Origin of the sequence: Agromyces excoecariae (assembly GCF_051715505.1) — a bacterium.
Taxonomy (GTDB): domain Bacteria; phylum Actinomycetota; class Actinomycetes; order Actinomycetales; family Microbacteriaceae; genus Agromyces.
Genome location: NZ_JBPSLA010000014.1, coordinates 116055 through 130600 on the forward strand (window position 1 = coordinate 116055; position 14546 = coordinate 130600).

General features: G+C 72.3%; 16 protein-coding genes. 14 read left to right on the forward strand and 2 right to left on the reverse strand.

The features are described 5' to 3' along the window. Nucleotides 1-5: 5 nt before the first annotated feature. Together ACSJD1_RS13930 and hemW are read left to right on the forward strand one after the other, a co-directional pair. Nucleotides 6-656, forward strand: coding sequence for a DUF1990 family protein (locus tag ACSJD1_RS13930; RefSeq protein WP_438855885.1), 651 nt, complete (start codon nt 6-8; stop codon nt 654-656). Beyond that, nucleotides 656-1882: a radical SAM family heme chaperone HemW gene (gene hemW, locus ACSJD1_RS13935; RefSeq protein ID WP_438855886.1), complete on the forward strand. Its 1227-nt coding sequence runs from the start codon at nt 656-658 to the stop codon at nt 1880-1882. The genes ACSJD1_RS13930 and hemW overlap by 1 nt, the downstream gene beginning before the upstream one ends. Here hemW and ACSJD1_RS13940 read toward each other — a convergent pair. Then, on the reverse strand, nt 1879-2328 hold the full coding sequence (locus ACSJD1_RS13940) for a DUF4870 domain-containing protein (protein WP_438855887.1): 450 nt from the start codon (nt 2326-2328) through the stop codon (nt 1879-1881). The two genes, hemW and ACSJD1_RS13940, sit on opposite strands and share 4 nt — an antisense overlap. A 114-nt stretch (nt 2329-2442) precedes the next feature. Beyond that, nucleotides 2443-2856, reverse strand: a complete 414-nt coding sequence (locus ACSJD1_RS13945; protein ID WP_438855888.1) for a DUF4870 domain-containing protein — start codon at nt 2854-2856, stop codon at nt 2443-2445. A 204-nt stretch (nt 2857-3060) separates the two neighbouring features. Here ACSJD1_RS13945 and hrcA point away from each other — a divergent pair, with 204 nt between their 5' ends. The 12 genes from hrcA to ACSJD1_RS14005 all read left to right on the forward strand — a co-directional run bounded on the left by hrcA (nt 3061) and on the right by ACSJD1_RS14005 (nt 14393). Further along, a complete protein-coding gene (gene hrcA / locus ACSJD1_RS13950; protein ID WP_438855889.1) occupies nt 3061-4080 on the forward strand; it encodes a heat-inducible transcriptional repressor HrcA in 1020 nt (339 codons plus the stop codon). Nucleotides 4081-4138: 58 nt separating this feature from the next. Further along, nucleotides 4139-5242, forward strand: coding sequence for a molecular chaperone DnaJ (gene dnaJ / locus ACSJD1_RS13955; RefSeq protein WP_438855890.1), 1104 nt, complete (start codon nt 4139-4141; stop codon nt 5240-5242). Nucleotides 5243-5261: 19 nt separating this feature from the next. Continuing rightward, a complete protein-coding gene (locus tag ACSJD1_RS13960; protein ID WP_438855891.1) occupies nt 5262-5996 on the forward strand; it encodes a 16S rRNA (uracil(1498)-N(3))-methyltransferase in 735 nt (244 codons plus the stop codon). 24 nt (nt 5997-6020) lie between these two features. Next, nucleotides 6021-6377 (forward strand): histidine triad nucleotide-binding protein, encoded by a 357-nt coding sequence (locus tag ACSJD1_RS13965; RefSeq protein WP_438855892.1) that lies wholly within the window; start codon nt 6021-6023, stop codon nt 6375-6377. A 76-nt stretch (nt 6378-6453) separates the two neighbouring features. Continuing rightward, nucleotides 6454-7488 (forward strand): PhoH family protein, encoded by a 1035-nt coding sequence (locus ACSJD1_RS13970; RefSeq protein ID WP_438856042.1) that lies wholly within the window; start codon nt 6454-6456, stop codon nt 7486-7488. Next, nucleotides 7485-7946 carry an rRNA maturation RNase YbeY gene (ybeY, locus tag ACSJD1_RS13975; RefSeq protein ID WP_438855893.1) on the forward strand — a complete coding sequence of 154 codons (462 nt, stop codon included), beginning with the start codon at nt 7485-7487 and terminating at the stop codon, nt 7944-7946. Before ACSJD1_RS13970 ends, ybeY begins: the two co-directional genes overlap by 4 nt. Nucleotides 7947-7948: 2 nt before the next feature. Further along, nucleotides 7949-9268: a hemolysin family protein gene (locus ACSJD1_RS13980; RefSeq protein ID WP_438855894.1), complete on the forward strand. Its 1320-nt coding sequence runs from the start codon at nt 7949-7951 to the stop codon at nt 9266-9268. After that, entirely contained in the window at nt 9265-10158 is an 894-nt protein-coding gene (gene era, locus ACSJD1_RS13985) for a GTPase Era (protein ID WP_438855895.1), read from the forward strand. The genes ACSJD1_RS13980 and era overlap by 4 nt, the downstream gene beginning before the upstream one ends. A 118-nt stretch (nt 10159-10276) precedes the next feature. After that, the gene (locus ACSJD1_RS13990; protein ID WP_438855896.1) at nt 10277-11470 is read left to right on the forward strand and encodes a sensor histidine kinase; all 1194 of its coding nucleotides are present in this window, start codon (nt 10277-10279) and stop codon (nt 11468-11470) included. Continuing rightward, complete coding sequence (locus ACSJD1_RS13995; RefSeq protein ID WP_438855897.1) at nt 11467-12135, forward strand: response regulator; 669 nt, start codon at nt 11467-11469, stop codon at nt 12133-12135. Before ACSJD1_RS13990 ends, ACSJD1_RS13995 begins: the two co-directional genes overlap by 4 nt. A 99-nt stretch (nt 12136-12234) precedes the next feature. Continuing rightward, nucleotides 12235-12996 (forward strand): ABC transporter ATP-binding protein, encoded by a 762-nt coding sequence (locus tag ACSJD1_RS14000; RefSeq protein ID WP_438855898.1) that lies wholly within the window; start codon nt 12235-12237, stop codon nt 12994-12996. Then, a complete protein-coding gene (locus tag ACSJD1_RS14005) occupies nt 12993-14393 on the forward strand; it encodes an ABC transporter permease (RefSeq protein ID WP_438855899.1) in 1401 nt (466 codons plus the stop codon). Before ACSJD1_RS14000 ends, ACSJD1_RS14005 begins: the two co-directional genes overlap by 4 nt. Nucleotides 14394-14546 lie beyond the last annotated feature (153 nt).

Sequence of the window (14546 nt, forward strand, 5' to 3'; positions counted from 1 at the left end):
GAACGATGACCCGGCGACGCACGTTCACCGATCAGTCGGTCACCTATGGCGCGATCGGCGCGACACTCGACCCCGACCTGCTGCGCTACCCGCCCGCCGGCTTCACGCCGTCGGAGGACTCGGTGCGGCTGGGGTCGGGGCGCGAGCGCTTCGACGCCTCGGCGGAGGCGCTCATGACGTGGGGCATCCAGCAGGGCGCCGGCTTCACCGTGGTCGATGCCTCGCCCGGCACGGGTGCCCAGTACACGGGCCTGACGTACGACGAAGCCGGCGCACCGCTCGCGGAGCAGCCCGCACCGCGCGCCGAGCAGCGGTTCGGGCCCGACGGCACCCCGTACATCAGCGCGGGGATGACCGCGACCCTGCGGCGGCGGGGGCGCCTGCGCACGCGCTCGACGCCGGTCCTCGTCGTCTACGTCGTCGACGAACCGAACCGCAAGGGCTTCGCCTACGGCACCACCGGCGACGCCTCCGAGAACGGCGAGGAGTCGTTCATCCTCGAGCACCGGGACGACGACTCGGTGTGGCTGACCATCCGCTCGGCGTTCGAGCCGAACGGCGGAGTGCGGCGCGTCTTCGGCCCGCTCGTCCGGCGGCGCCGGCGCGAGCTGACCAGGCGCGAGCTCCGCGCGCTGCATCCCGCCTTCCCCGTCTGATGGCGGGTCCACTGCCGATCGCCGACCCGGCGCCGGCCGACGGGCTGCTCCCCGCGAGTGCGACGACGGATGCCGCGTCCCGCGCCTTCGGCGTCTACCTGCACGTGCCGTTCTGCCGCGTTCGCTGCGGGTACTGCGACTTCAACACGTATACGTCGGGCGAGCTGCGCGGCGCGCGGCAGGAGGACTTCGCCGACCAGGCCGCGGCGGAGGTCGGGTTCGCCCGGGAGGTGCTCGCGGCGTCCGGCGCGCCCGATCGCCGGGCGTCGACGGTCTTCTTCGGGGGCGGCACGCCGACCCTGCTGCCCGCGGCCGACCTCGTCCGGATGCTCGGCGCGGTGCGCGAGTCGTTCGGCATCGCGGACGACGCCGAGGTCACCACGGAGGCGAACCCCGACTCGGTCGACGCCGACGACCTGCGGCGCCTCGCCGGCGGCGGGTTCACCCGCGTCTCGTTCGGCATGCAGTCGGCCGTGCCGCACGTGCTCGCCGCGCTCGACCGCACGCATGACCCGGCGCGGATCCCGCTCGTCGTCCGGTGGGCTCGCGAGGCCGGACTCGACGTGAGCCTCGACCTCATCTACGGCACGCCGGGGGAGTCGCTCGCGGATTGGCGAACGAGCCTCGAGGCCGTGCTCGCCGAGCGCCCCGACCACGTGAGCGCCTACGCGCTCATCGTCGAGGACGGCACGAAGCTCGCACGGAGGATCCGCCACGGGGAACTCGAAGCGGTCGACGACGACGTCGCGGCCGACATGTACGAGCTCGCTGACGACCTGCTCGAGCGGGCCGGCTACGAGTGGTACGAGGTCTCGAACTGGGCGACCGATGCCGCGCACCGGTCGCGGCACAACCTGGGCTACTGGCGGGGCGACGACTGGTGGGGTGTCGGTCCGGGGGCGCACAGCCACGTCGGCGGCGTCCGGTGGTGGAACGCCAAGCATCCCGCGGCCTATGCGGAGCGCCTCGCCTCCGGCGTCTCGCCGGCGGTCGGCCGCGAGACGCTCGACCACGCGACGCGCGAGACCGAGCGGGTGCTCCTCTCCTCGCGCATCCGCGAGGGGCTCGCGATCTCGAGCCTGCACGTCGGGGGCCGGCACGCGGTCGCCGGGCTCATCGCCGACGGGCTCGTGGACGCGCGAACCGCCCTCGCCGGGCGGCTCGCGCTGACCCGACGAGGGCGGTTGCTGGCGGACGCCGTCGTGCGGCGCCTGCTGGAGGACTAGCTGACGAACTTGATGGCGACGGGGTAGACGTAGTACTCGCCGTTGTTCGCCTTGATCGCCGCGATGATGCCGAACACGATCGCGGCGATCCAGGCCGCGATCAGCAGGAAGATGCCGATGATCACGAACGTGAGGATCGAGCCCACGACGTAGGCGATCAGCAGCGTGATCTGGAAGTTCAGCGCCGTCGCTGTGTGCTCGCGGATGAACGGCCCCTTGTCCTTCAGGACCAGGTACCCGATCAGGGCCGGCAGGAAGCCGAACAGGATGCCGCCGATGTGGATCAGCGTGGCCCAGAGCTTCTCGTCGGCGGGGCTGAGCGGCTGGCTCTGCTGGTAGGCGCCGCCTCCCGGCGGCGGAGGCGTGGGGCCACCGGGCGGGGGCGGGGGCGGCGGAGGGCCGCCTGCGGGCGGCGTGGGCGGGGTGGGAGGTGGTGCGTCGGACATGATGCCTGCTCCTCTGTGGTGGCGCCCGGACAGGGGTCGTTCCCCTCATGCTGGCACACGACGACGCGCCGGTCGAGGCAGGCTCGACCGGCGCGTCGGAGGCTCGTCCGCGACCTACTTGATCAGGCGCAGGGCGAACGGGTAACGGTAGTGGTTGCCGTCCTTCGCGGTCATGAAGGCGATGATCGAGAAGATCACGCCGAGGATCCACGGGATGTAGGTGAGGAAGCCGACGAACGCCCCGAACCCGAGCGTGACGACGGTGATGATCGTGGTGAGCACCCAGAGCGCGACGGTGGCGAGCACCAGCGTGATCTGGAAGTTCAGCGCCTCCTTGCCCTCGGTGTTCGTGAACGAGCCGCGGTCCTTGAAGACGAGCCAGATGATGAGCGACGGCAGGATGCCGAGGATGCCGCCGAGGTGCGCGAACGATCCCCACTGCACGTCCTGCTCGTGCGAGAGCGGCGCGGCCGGGGACGGCTGCGGTGCGGCGTTCGGATCCTGCGGAGGGAGGTTGGAGTCGGTCATTTCGGGAGCCTTTCGATGTGGGGAAGCGCACGGTCGCCGGCCGGTCACGGCCCGTGCGTGTGCGGGATGATGCACACGTTATCGGCGCGGCGGACCGCCCGGCAACGGTGTGGGCCCTGAATATCGCGATATGATTAGCAGTCACGTGGGCGGAGTGCCAAGCACGCGTCGTCCGGGTCCGATCGGTCGAGGGAAGCGAGGGTCATGGTCTCCGAACGCAGCCTCGCGGTGCTCCGCGCGATCGTGCAGGACTACGTCGAATCGCGCGAGCCGGTCGGCTCGAAGACGATCGTCGAACGCCACCACTTCGGCGTCTCCGCCGCGACCATCCGCAACGACATGGCCCTCCTCGAGGAGGAGGAGCTCATCGCGGCACCGCACACGTCGTCGGGGCGCATCCCCACCGACAAGGGCTACCGCGTCTTCGTCGACCGGCTGGCCGACATCCGCCCGCTGTCGGCGACGCAGCGACACGCCATCGAGACCTTCCTCGGCGAGTCGAACGACCTCGACGAGCTGCTCGGCCGCACCGTCCGCCTCGTCTCGCAGCTGACGAGGCAACTGGCCGTCGTGCAGTACCCGAGCTTCGCGCGGGCCCGCGTACGGCACGTCGAGCTCGTCTCGCTCGCGCCGACCCGCGTGCTCTGCATCCTCATCTCCGACAGCGGCCAGGTCGAGCAGCGGCTCGCCGAGCTCGACCAGCCGGCCGACGAGTCGACGCTCGCGCGGCTCCGCGACCGCCTCAACGAGGTCGCCGCCGGCCTCACGATGGCGGATGCCGCGACCGCGCTCTCCGCCGAGACCGAGCACGCCGACCGCGCCCACGCCGAGGTGCTCCACACCCTCGCGGCGACGCTCGCCGACCAGGCGAAGATCACCCGGTCCGATCGACTCGTCGTCGCCGGCGCCGCGAACCTCGTGCGCACCGAGCAGGACTTCGCCGGGAACATCCTCGGCGTGATGGAGGCCATCGAGGAGCAGGTCGTGATCCTCCGGCTCTTCGGCGAGATGGCCGCCGACGAGGGCATCGCCGTGCGCATCGGTCGCGAGAACGCCGCCTACGGCCTCGGCGACACCTCCGTGGTGTCGACCGCGTTCGCCGTGCCGGGGCGCGACGTGTCGCGACTCGGCATCGTCGGCCCCACCCGCATGGACTACTCCCAGAGCATGGCCGCCGTCCGCGCGGTCGCCCGCTACCTCTCCCGCACGCTCGGCGAGAGCTGAACCGCACGGGGCCGCCACGCGGCATCCGTCACCGGCAATCGAAAGGAACCCGCCTCACGTGGCCGACCACTACGAGGTCCTCGGCGTCGCACGCGACGCCTCCCCGGACGACATCAAGAAGGCGTACCGCCGGCTCGCACGCGAGCTCCACCCCGACGTGAACCCCGGCGCCGAGGCGTCCGAGCGGTTCAAGGAGGTCACGCACGCGTACGACGTGCTCTCGGACCCGAAGCAGCGCCAGCAGTACGACCTCGGCGGTCAGGGCGGGTTCGGCGGCGGAGGCGCGGGCTTCGGCGGCTTCGGCGACATCTTCGAGACGTTCTTCGGCGCGGGGCAGGCCAGTCGCGGGCCGCGATCGCGCCGGGAGCGCGGCCAGGACGCATTGATCCGGCTCGAGGTCGGGCTCGACGACGTCGTCTTCGGCACGCACCGCGACATCGAGGTCGACACCGCGGTGGTGTGCGAGACCTGCCACGGCTCGTGCTGCCGGCCGGGCACGTCGCCCGTGACGTGCGACATCTGCGGCGGCTCCGGCCACATCCAGAGAGCGGTGCGGTCGCTCCTCGGCAACGTGATGACCTCGAGCCCGTGCGGGTCGTGCCGCGGGTACGGCACGATCATCGCGACGCCGTGCGTCACCTGCCAGGGCCAGGGCCGCGTCCGGGCGCGCCGCACGGTGCCCGTCGACGTCCCGGCGGGCGTCGACACGGGTGTGCGCCTGCAGATGCCGGGCTCCGGCGAGGCGGGCCCCGCGGGCGGCCCGAACGGCGACCTCTACCTCGAGATCAAGGTCAAGAACCACGAGGTCTTCAGCCGCAACGGCGACGACCTGCTGTGCACGCTCGAGGTGCAGATGACGGATGCCGTGCTCGGCACGTCGACGACGGTCGCCGCGCTCGACGGCGACGTCGAGCTCGAGTTGAAGCCCGGCGTGCAGTCGGGCGAGATCCTCACCGTCAAGGACCGGGGGATCACCCACCTGCGGGGCAGCGGTCGCGGCGACCTCAAGGTCGCGGTCCACGTCGTCACGCCGACCAAGCTCAACCACAGGGAGCGCGAGCTCGTCGAGCAGCTGGCGAAGCAGCGCAAGGCGCAGCCGCCGCAGCTCGGGCACTTCCAGCAGGGGCTCTTCGCGCGCCTGCGCGATCGGTTCCTGGGCTGAGCAGCGGGCGGATGCCGCGATGAGCCACCTCTACCTCGACGAGACGCTCGACCTCGACTCGGTGCGCCCGGGCGACGCGGTCGGGCTCGACGGCGACGAGGCACGGCACGCCGTGACGGTGTCGCGGCTCCGCGTCGGCGAGCGGGTCTCGATCGGCGACGGTCGCGGCCGAGTGGTGCACGGGCCCGTGACCGGCGCCGAGCCGCGGCGGCTCGAGATCGAGGTCGAAGCCATCAGCGACGAGCCGGCCCCGTCGCCTCGCCTCACGCTCGTCCAGGCGCTCGCGAAGGGCGACCGCGACGAGCTCGCCGTCCAGGCGGCGACCGAGCTCGGCGTCGACCGGATCCTGCCGTGGTCGGCGACGCGATCGGTGTCGCGCTGGGAGGGGCCGAAGGCCGAGAAGGGCCGCGCCCGCTGGGCGAGCATCGTGCGCGAGGCCGTGAAGCAGTCGCTGCGCGCCCGGATCCCGGAGGTCGAGCCGGTCGCGGCGACGCGCGAGCTCGCGGCGCGGCTCGAGGGCGAGCGGATGCTGCTGCTCGTGCCCGGCGCGGAGACGCCGCTCAGCGGCATCCGCCCGGACGGTCGCGACCTCGCACTCGTCGTGGGACCGGAGGGCGGCATGGACCCGGCGGAGATCGCCCGGCTCACGGAAGCCGGAGCGGAACCGGTGCGCCTCGGCGACTCGGTGCTCCGCACGTCGACGGCGGGGCCCGCGGCGATCGCCGTGCTCTCGGTCGCGCTCGGGCGGTGGTGAGCCATCCGTCGCTACGATGGAAAGATGAGTGGAACGGCTGAGCCCACGGTCTTCGAGCGCATCGCGGCCGGGGAGATCCCGGCGAAGATGGTCGCCGAGACCGATCGCGTCATCGCGTTCCACGACATCTCGCCGCAGGCGCCCGTGCACGTGATCGTGACGCCCCGCGTCGGCCGACACCGCGACGTCGTCGAGCTCGCCGCCGACGACCCCGACCTGCTCGCCGAGCTCGTGTCGGTGGCCAAGGGCATCGCCGACGAGCTCGCCGACGGGCAGTTCCGTCTCGTCTTCAACACCGGCCCCGAGGCGGGCCAGACCGTGTTCCACGTGCACGCCCACGTCCTCGGGGGCGGCCTCAGGGAGGGATCGCTTGGCGGCTGACGACGCGGGGGACCTCCCGCTCACCGGATCCGAGGTCCGCTCCGACGAGGAGCGACTGCAGATCGACGGCATCGCCATGGTCCGGCTCCTCGGACCGCAGGACCGCCTCCTCACGACGATCGAACGGGAGTACCCCGGCGTCGACGTGCACGTGCGCGGCAACGAGATCGCGATCCGCGGCGAGGCCGAGGACCGCGTCCGCGTCCGCCGGCTGGTGGAGGAGCTCCTCGAGCTCGTCCGCGGCGGCGGCGACCCGACACCCATCGAAGTGAGGAGCTCGGCCCGCATGCTCGACGCCGACCCGAATGCCCGACCCTCCGAACAGCTCGGACAGGTGATCCTCTCCGCGCGAGGCAAGTCGATCCGCCCGAAGACCGAGGGCCAGCGCGCCTACGTCGACGCCATCGACGAGCACACGATCGTGTTCGGCATCGGCCCGGCCGGCACCGGCAAGACCTACCTCGCGATGGCGAAGGCCGTCCAGGCGCTGCAGCGCAAGGAGGTCAACCGGATCATCCTGACCCGGCCGGCCGTCGAGGCGGGAGAGCGGCTCGGCTTCCTGCCCGGCACGCTCACGGAGAAGATCGACCCGTACCTGCGCCCGCTGTACGACGCGCTGAACGAGATGATGGATCCCGAGATCGTGCCGAAGCTGCTCGCGACCGGCACGGTCGAGGTCGCGCCGCTCGCGTACATGCGCGGTCGCACGCTGAACGACTCGTTCGTGGTGCTCGACGAGGCGCAGAACACGACGCCCGAGCAGATGAAGATGTTCCTCACCCGCCTCGGCTTCGGCTCGAAGATGGTGGTCACCGGCGACATCACGCAGGTCGACCTGCCGGGCGGCTCGAGCGGGCTGCGACTGGTCACCCGGATCCTCGACGGCGTCGAGGACATCCACTTCGCCCGGCTGACCAGCGACGACGTCGTTCGGCACACGCTCGTCGGCCGCATCGTCGACGCCTACACGGAGTACGACCAGCGCGCGCAGGCGCAGCGGTACGAACGTGAACAGGCGCGCGAGTTCGCGAACCGCGCCGAGCGTCGCGGCGCCGACCGGCGCGGCGCGGCGGGACCCCGTGACCACCTCCCGAGGAAGAGGCAGCCGTGAGCATCGAGATCAACAACGAGTCGTCGATCGAGGTCGACGAGTCCGCGCTGCAGCGACTCGCGGTGTACGCGCTCGACATGATGCACGTGCACGCCGACGCCGAGCTCGCGATCGTCCTCGTCGACGAGGGCGCGATGGAGCAGCTGCACGTGCAGTGGATGGACGAGCCGGGTCCGACCGACGTGCTGAGCTTCCCGATGGACGAGCTGCGGCCCGGCACGGCCGAGGAACCGGCGCCGCCGGGGCTGCTCGGCGACGTCGTGCTCTGCCCGCAGGTCGCCGACACGCAGGCGCGGGCCGCCGGTCACGCCCTGATCGACGAGCTGCTCCTGCTCACCACGCACGGCATCCTCCACCTCCTCGGCTTCGACCACGCCGAGCCCGACGAGGAGAAGGAGATGTTCGGGATCCAGCGCGACATCCTCGTCGGGTTCTCGATGCAGGAGCGACGCCGCTGACCATGCTGCCCTGGCTCTTCCTCGCGGCCGCCTTCGTCCTCGTCGCGTTCGGCGGCCTCATGGCCGCGGTCGACGCGGCGATCGGAGCGACCTCGCGCGCCGACCTCGTCGAGCTCTCGGTCGGCGCTCGCGCCGAGCGCTCGCTCCGCGCCATCGCCGACGACGCGGGCGCGCACGTCAACGCCGTCAACTTCATGCGCATCCTCGCCGAGACCACGGCGGCCGTGCTCGTGACGCTGTCGTTCACGTTCTTCATCGACGACGTCTGGCTCGTCCTGCTGGTCTCCGCCGCCGTGATGACGGCGGTCTCGTTCGTGCTCGTCGGCGCGAGTCCACGCAGCGTGGGGCGGGCGCACCCCGCCACCGTCCTGCGACTGTCGGCGCCGCTCGTGCGATTCGTCCGAGTGCTCCTCGGCCCGCTCGCCGGCGCGCTCGTCTCGCTCGGCAATCGCGTGACGCCCGGCCGCATCCGCTTCGCGGGCGTCTCGAGCGAGGAGCAGCTGCTCAGCATGGTCGACGAGGCGACCGAGCTCGAGGTGCTCGAGCAGGCCGATCGCGAGCTCATCCACTCGGTGTTCGAGTTCAGCGACACGCTCGTCCGCGAGGTCATGGTGCCGCGCACCGACATGGTGACGATCGAGTCGTCGGCGCACCTGCCGCAGGCCATGGCGCTGTTCCTCAAGGAGGGCTACTCGCGCATCCCCGTCATCGATCGCGAGGCCGACGACATCGTCGGCGTGCTGTACCTCCGCGACCTCGCCCGATTGGGCTTCGAGCGCCCGCTCGACGCCGCGACGCTGACGGTCGCCGACCTCGCGCGCCCCGCCGCGTTCGTGCCCGAGTCGATGGGCGCCGACGCGCTGCTCCGCCAGATGCAGCTGGAGTCGAACCACCTGGCGATGGTCGTCGACGAGTACGGCGGCATCGCGGGCCTCGTCACGCTCGAAGACCTGATCGAGGAGCTCGTCGGCGACATCTCCGACGAGTACGACCGCGAGGCGGCCCAGGTCGAGGAGCTCGGCGAGGGCCGCTACCGGGTGAACGCCAGACTCCCGGTCGACGAGCTCGGCGAGCTGTTCGGCCTCGACCTGGAGGACGAGGACGTCGACTCCGTCGGGGGCCTGCTCGCCAAGGAGCTCGGCCGGCTGCCGCTTCGCGGCGACCGGGTCAGCGTCAGCGGGCTCCTGCTCGAGGCCGAACGCACCGAGGGGCGTCGCAAGCGCATCGCGACGATCCTCGTCGAGGCCGACCAGGCCCTCATCGACGTCCGCGCGGCCTTCGCCGACGACGAGCCAGCCACCCACGAGGGGATCCGCCCATGACCGACTACCGCGCCGGCTTCGTCTCCTTCGTGGGGCGCCCGAACGTCGGCAAGTCCACGCTCACGAACGCGCTCGTCGGCGAGAAGGTCGCGATCACGAGCTCGAAGCCGCAGACGACGCGGCGCGCCATCCGTGGCATCGTGCACCGCCAGTACGGCCAGCTCATCGTGGTCGACACGCCGGGCCTGCACCGGCCGCGCACCCTGCTCGGCGAGCGCCTGAACTCGCTCGTGCAGTCCACGCTCGGCGATGTCGACGTCATCGGCTTCTGCGTGCCCGCGAACGAGGCGATCGGGCCGGGCGACCGCTTCATCAACGAGCAGCTCGACCAGTACTCGCGGGCGAAGAAGGTCGCGATCGTCACGAAGACGGATGCGGCGGTCAAGGCGAAGGTCGCCGAGCAGCTGCTCGCGGTCTCGCAGCTGCGCGAGTGGGACGCGATCATCCCGGTCTCCGCGCCGCGGGGCGAACAGCTCGACGTACTGGTCGACGAGCTGCTCCAGCTGATGCCCCAGTCGGAGCATCCGCTCTACCCGGCCGAGACCACGACCGACGAGGACACGGCCGAGCGGATCGCCGAGTTCGTCCGCGAGGCCGCGCTCGAGGGCGTCTCCGACGAGCTGCCGCACTCGATCGCGGTCACGGTCGACGACATGATCGAGCGGGACGACAAGGACCTGCTCGAGATCTACGCGAACCTCTACGTCGAGCGCGACAGCCAGAAGGGCATCATCATCGGCAAGGGCGGTGCTCGCCTGCGCGAGGTCGGCGAGCGGGCCCGCACGCAGATCGAGGGGCTGCTCGGCCGCAAAGTCTACCTCGCACTCCACGTGAAGGTCGCGAAGGACTGGCAGCGCGATCCGAAGCAGCTCGGCCGGCTCGGGTTCTGAGCCGCGCCCGCGCCGGCCGACCGGATGCGGCGCCCGTCGGCGTCGGCCGCGTCAGCCGATCGGATGACTTCGCAGGCGACCCGGGGTCGGCGGCGCGACGAGGGCGTAGCGTGGTGCGGTGAGCACCTCGAGCCCCCGGGCGACGCTGGTCGTCGACGGCGTCCTGGCCGTGCTGTTCCTCGCGGTCTGCTCGCTGTTCGCGCTGGTCGGCGGCTGGCAGGACGTGATCGTCACGGTGCTCTTCGCCGCCGCGCTGGCGATCCGCCGCATCGCGCCCGCCGCGTCGCTCGTGGTCGCCTGGGTCGCGGCCTGCGTCCAGATGCTGCTGCTGCGCGACCTGCAGCCGGCGGACGTGGCGGTGTTCGGCGTCGTCTACTCGACCTCTGCGCACGGGTCACGGGCGGTGCGCTGGTGGGGTCTCGGGTCCGCCGGCGCGGGCGCGGCCCTCGCAGCGGTGTACCTCGCGCTCGTGAAGCCGTTCGTCGACGGGTTCGCCGGAGTCGCGACCTCGGAGAACCTGGCACAGCTGGCATGGTCCGCGCTCCTCTTCGGCGCCGCACTCGCAGGGCTCGTGCTCGCCTGGACGATCGGGCTCCTCGTGCGCACCGTGCGCGACGCGCGCGAGCAGCGCCGACGCGCGGAGTTCGACCGCCGGGAGCGCGAGCACGCCGAGTACCGGTACGTCGTCGAGCAGGAGCGCTCGCGCATCGCGCGCGACATGCATGACGTGGTTGCGCACTCGCTCGCGGTGGTGATCGCACAGGCGGACGGCGCCCGCTTCGCCGCGCGAACCCGCCCCGAGGCGGCATCCGAGGCCCTGCAGACGATCTCCGGGGTGGCGCGCGACGCGCTGGGCGACGTGCGGATGCTCCTCGGCGAGCTCAGGCACCGCGAGGGCACGTCGCCGCAGCCGGCGCTCGACGACCTCGACGAGCTGGTCTCGCAGGTCCGCTCGGCCGGCCTCGACGTGCGCCGGACGGAGCGCGGCGAACGGATCGCGCTCGGCACGGGCCACCAGATCGCCGTGTACCGCATCGTGCAGGAGGGACTCACGAACGCCCTCCGCCACGGCGACCTGGCCGCGCCGGTGCTGCTCGACCTCGACTGGGACGCCGACGGCGTCGCCGTGCGCGTCGAGAACGCCCTGGGCGGCGCCGCCGACGGCGACTCGTCGGGCCGATCCGCGGCGCCCCGGCACGGCATCCCCGGCATGCGCGAGCGCGCCGAGCTCGCCGGCGGGTCGTTCGACGCGGAGTCGACCGGCGGACGGTTCGTCGTGACCGCGCGGATCCCGGCGCAGGCGGCGGCATGAGCGCCATCCGCGTCGCACTCGTCGACGATCAGGCCCTCTTCCGCGCGGGCATTCGCATGCTGGTCGAATCGCAGGACGACCTCGTGTTCGCGGGCGATGCCGCCGATGGCCGCGGGGCGGTTGCACTCGCGGCCCGGAGTCGGCCGGATGTCGTGCTCATGGACGTGCGGATGCCGCAGCTCGACGGCATCGCGGCCACCGAGCGCATCCTGGCCGAGGCGGAACGCGACGGTCGGGAGCCGCCGCGGATCCTCGTGCTGACGACGTTCGACCTCGACGAGGCCGCGGCACGCGCGATCCGCGCGGGCGCCAGCGGCTTCGTGCTGAAGGACGCGGATCCGGAGTTCCTGCTGGCCGCGATCCGGACGGTGCACCGCGGCAGTGCGGTCATCGCGGCGAACGCGACGCGCGACCTCATCGCGCACGCCGCACGGGGGACCGGCAGGCGGCCCGCGCCCGCGGCGTGGGGCGACCTCACCGCCAGGGAGCGGGAGATCTTCGCGCTGGCCGCGAAGGGGCTCTCGAACGCCGAGATCGCCGCGGCCGAGTTCCTCGGTGAGGCGACCGTGAAGACGCACCTCAGCCGCGTGCTCGGCAAGCTCGGACTGCGCGATCGCGTGCAGCTCGTCGTGTTCGCGTACGAGCACGATCTGCCCGCAGGCTGAGCCGGGCGGGCGTCGGGCGGGGAGGTCATCCCAGCGGATGACGCGGGCGCGACGATCGGCGGACGCGGGCCCGCGGATCCCGTCCGTACCGTCGGCGACATGGAGATCCAACCCTCAGACCTCGGACTCGTCGCCCGCGTCGCCGGCCTCGGCAAGCGCTACGGAACGGGCGTCGGCGCCGTCACGGCACTCGAGAACGTCTCGCTCGGCCTGCGCCGCGGCGAGTTCACCGCCATCATGGGCCCGTCGGGCTCGGGCAAGTCCACCCTCATGCACATCATGGCCGGGCTCGATTCGCCGACCGCGGGGCGGGTGTGGCTCGGCGACACCGACATCACCGAACTGCCGGACGGAGCGCTGACGGTGCTCCGCCGACGCCGCGTCGGCTTCGTGTTCCAGGCCTTCAACCTCGTGCCCACGCTCGACGTCGAGGGCAACGTGTTGCTGCCGTTCGAGCTCGACGGACGGCGGCCGAGCCGGGAGGAACGCGCCGCCATCGATGCGTTCGTCGAGCGCCTCGGCCTCGCCGATCGGCTCCGGCACCGGCCGCACGAGCTCTCCGGCGGGCAGCAGCAGCGCGTGGCCATCGCCCGGGCGCTCGCGACCCGCCCCGACCTCGTGTTCGCCGACGAACCGACGGGCAACCTCGACTCGGGGGCCGGCCGCGAGGTGCTCCTGATCCTCGCCGACGCGAGCCGCACGCACGGCCAGTCGATCGCCATGGTCACGCACGACCCGATCGCCGCGAGCCACGCGGATCGCATCCTGTTCCTCGCGGACGGGCGGATCGTCCGCGACGCCCAGCGCACGAGCGCCGAGGAGATCGCGACGTACATGCTGTCGATGGAGCGGGCCGCGTGAACGGGCGACTCCGCACCGAGCAGGGCCCGACGCTCCTCGTCGCGACGCTCGCCTCCTCGTTCGGCGTCGCACTGCTCCAGGTCACCGGCTACCTCGGCTCGGCCATGCGGGCCGACGACCTCACGGGGTCGAGTGGCACGGCGGCGCTGATGCTCGCGATCGTCGCCTGGGTGTTCATCGTGATCGCGATCTACGTGAGCGGCGTCGTCACGGCCAACACGGTCGCCACGGTCGTCGCCGGCCGGACCCGGCAGATCGCGCTGTTGCGCCTGCTCGGCTCGACCGCCCGCGCGCAGCGCGGCGCGATCGCACGGGAGGGCCTCGCCATCGGCGCGATCGGCGCGGTGCTCGGCCTCGTCGTCGGCACGCTCGTCGCGATCGGGCTCGCCGAGTGGGCGGCCGCCGCCGACGTCATGCCTCGCGTCGACCACGCATGGGTCGACCCCGTCGTGTCGACGCCGGCCATCGTCGCCGTGCTGACGACGTGGCTCGCCGCGTGGGCGGGTTCGCGGCGCGTGCTCGCCGTCCGGCCCTCGGAGGCGCTCGGCAACGCCGCCGCACGCTCCCAGGAGGAGCTCGCCCGAGGGCGCGGACGCAACGCGACCGCCGCGACACTTGCGACGGTCGGCACCCTGCTGCTCCTCGCCGGCGTCGCGCTCGGGCTCGTCACGCCGCTCGGCGTCCTCGTCGGGCTCGTCGGCGGGGTGCTCTCGTTCACGGGCGTCGTGCTCGGTGCGCACCTCGTGATGCCACCGATCCTCCGGCTGGTCGGGCGCGCGCTCGGCACGTCGCCGTCGGCACGGCTCGCCGCGGAGAACGCCGTGCGCCATCCGGAGCGGAGCTCCCGCATGACCGTCGGGCTCGTCATCGGCGTGACGCTCGTGACGATGTTCGCGGTCGCCATGGAGTCGTATCGCGACCTGCTCCTCGCGGCCACCGACGACCGACCGGACCTCCGCGCGGGCATCGAGCAGATGGTCACCGCGACGGTCGCGGTCTTCGGGGTGCTGGTCGGCTTCAGCGCGCTCATCGCCGCGGTCGGGCTCGTGAACACGCTGTCGCTGAGCGTGCTGCAGCGGACGCGCGAGCTCGGGTTGCTCCGCGCGCTCGGGTTCGAGCGCCGGCAGCTCCGGGCGATGGTCCTCGCCGAGAGCGCCGCGCTCACGGCCGCGGCGACGGTCACGGGGCTCGTGCTCGGCACCTTCTACGGCTGGGCGGGGGCGCAGTCGATGCTCGGAAGCGTCCAGGGCGAACCGCTCGTCATCCTTCCGTCGATCCCGTGGGGGGTCGTGGGCGTGCTCGTCGTCGCGGCAGGCGTCCTGACGCTCGTCGCGTCGCTCGCGCCCTCGCGCCGGGCGACGACGGTATCTCCGGTGGCGGCGCTCGCCATCGAGTGACGGGGGGCGGATGACCCGGGGCGGGTGCCGGCACTGGGGGGCGGCACCCGCTACGTGCCGTGTCGCCCCGCGGCATGCATCGTCGTCATCTTGCGCTCGCCCGCGCGCGCGGTGTTAGCCTTGTCCCGTGCTTCACGGCCTGCTTCTCCTTAG

Excerpts from the sequence above, each read along its gene's own strand:
- ACSJD1_RS13945 (WP_438855888.1), bottom strand. The coding sequence starts at position 2,856 with ATGACCGACTCCAACCTCCCTCCGCAGGATCCGAACGCCGCACCGCAG.
- hrcA (WP_438855889.1), top strand. The coding sequence starts at position 3,061 with ATGGTCTCCGAACGCAGCCTCGCGGTGCTCCGCGCGATCGTGCAGGAC.
- ACSJD1_RS14000 (WP_438855898.1), top strand. The coding sequence starts at position 12,235 with ATGGAGATCCAACCCTCAGACCTCGGACTCGTCGCCCGCGTCGCCGGC.
- ACSJD1_RS13980 (WP_438855894.1), top strand. The coding sequence starts at position 7,949 with ATGCTGCCCTGGCTCTTCCTCGCGGCCGCCTTCGTCCTCGTCGCGTTC.
- ACSJD1_RS13940 (WP_438855887.1), bottom strand. The coding sequence starts at position 2,328 with ATGTCCGACGCACCACCTCCCACCCCGCCCACGCCGCCCGCAGGCGGC.
- ACSJD1_RS13960 (WP_438855891.1), top strand. The coding sequence starts at position 5,262 with ATGAGCCACCTCTACCTCGACGAGACGCTCGACCTCGACTCGGTGCGC.
- ACSJD1_RS13995 (WP_438855897.1), top strand. The coding sequence starts at position 11,467 with ATGAGCGCCATCCGCGTCGCACTCGTCGACGATCAGGCCCTCTTCCGC.
- ACSJD1_RS13965 (WP_438855892.1), top strand. The coding sequence starts at position 6,021 with ATGAGTGGAACGGCTGAGCCCACGGTCTTCGAGCGCATCGCGGCCGGG.
- era (WP_438855895.1), top strand. The coding sequence starts at position 9,265 with ATGACCGACTACCGCGCCGGCTTCGTCTCCTTCGTGGGGCGCCCGAAC.
- hemW (WP_438855886.1), top strand. The coding sequence starts at position 656 with ATGGCGGGTCCACTGCCGATCGCCGACCCGGCGCCGGCCGACGGGCTG.
- ACSJD1_RS13970 (WP_438856042.1), top strand. The coding sequence starts at position 6,454 with ATGGTCCGGCTCCTCGGACCGCAGGACCGCCTCCTCACGACGATCGAA.
- ACSJD1_RS13930 (WP_438855885.1), top strand. The coding sequence starts at position 6 with ATGACCCGGCGACGCACGTTCACCGATCAGTCGGTCACCTATGGCGCG.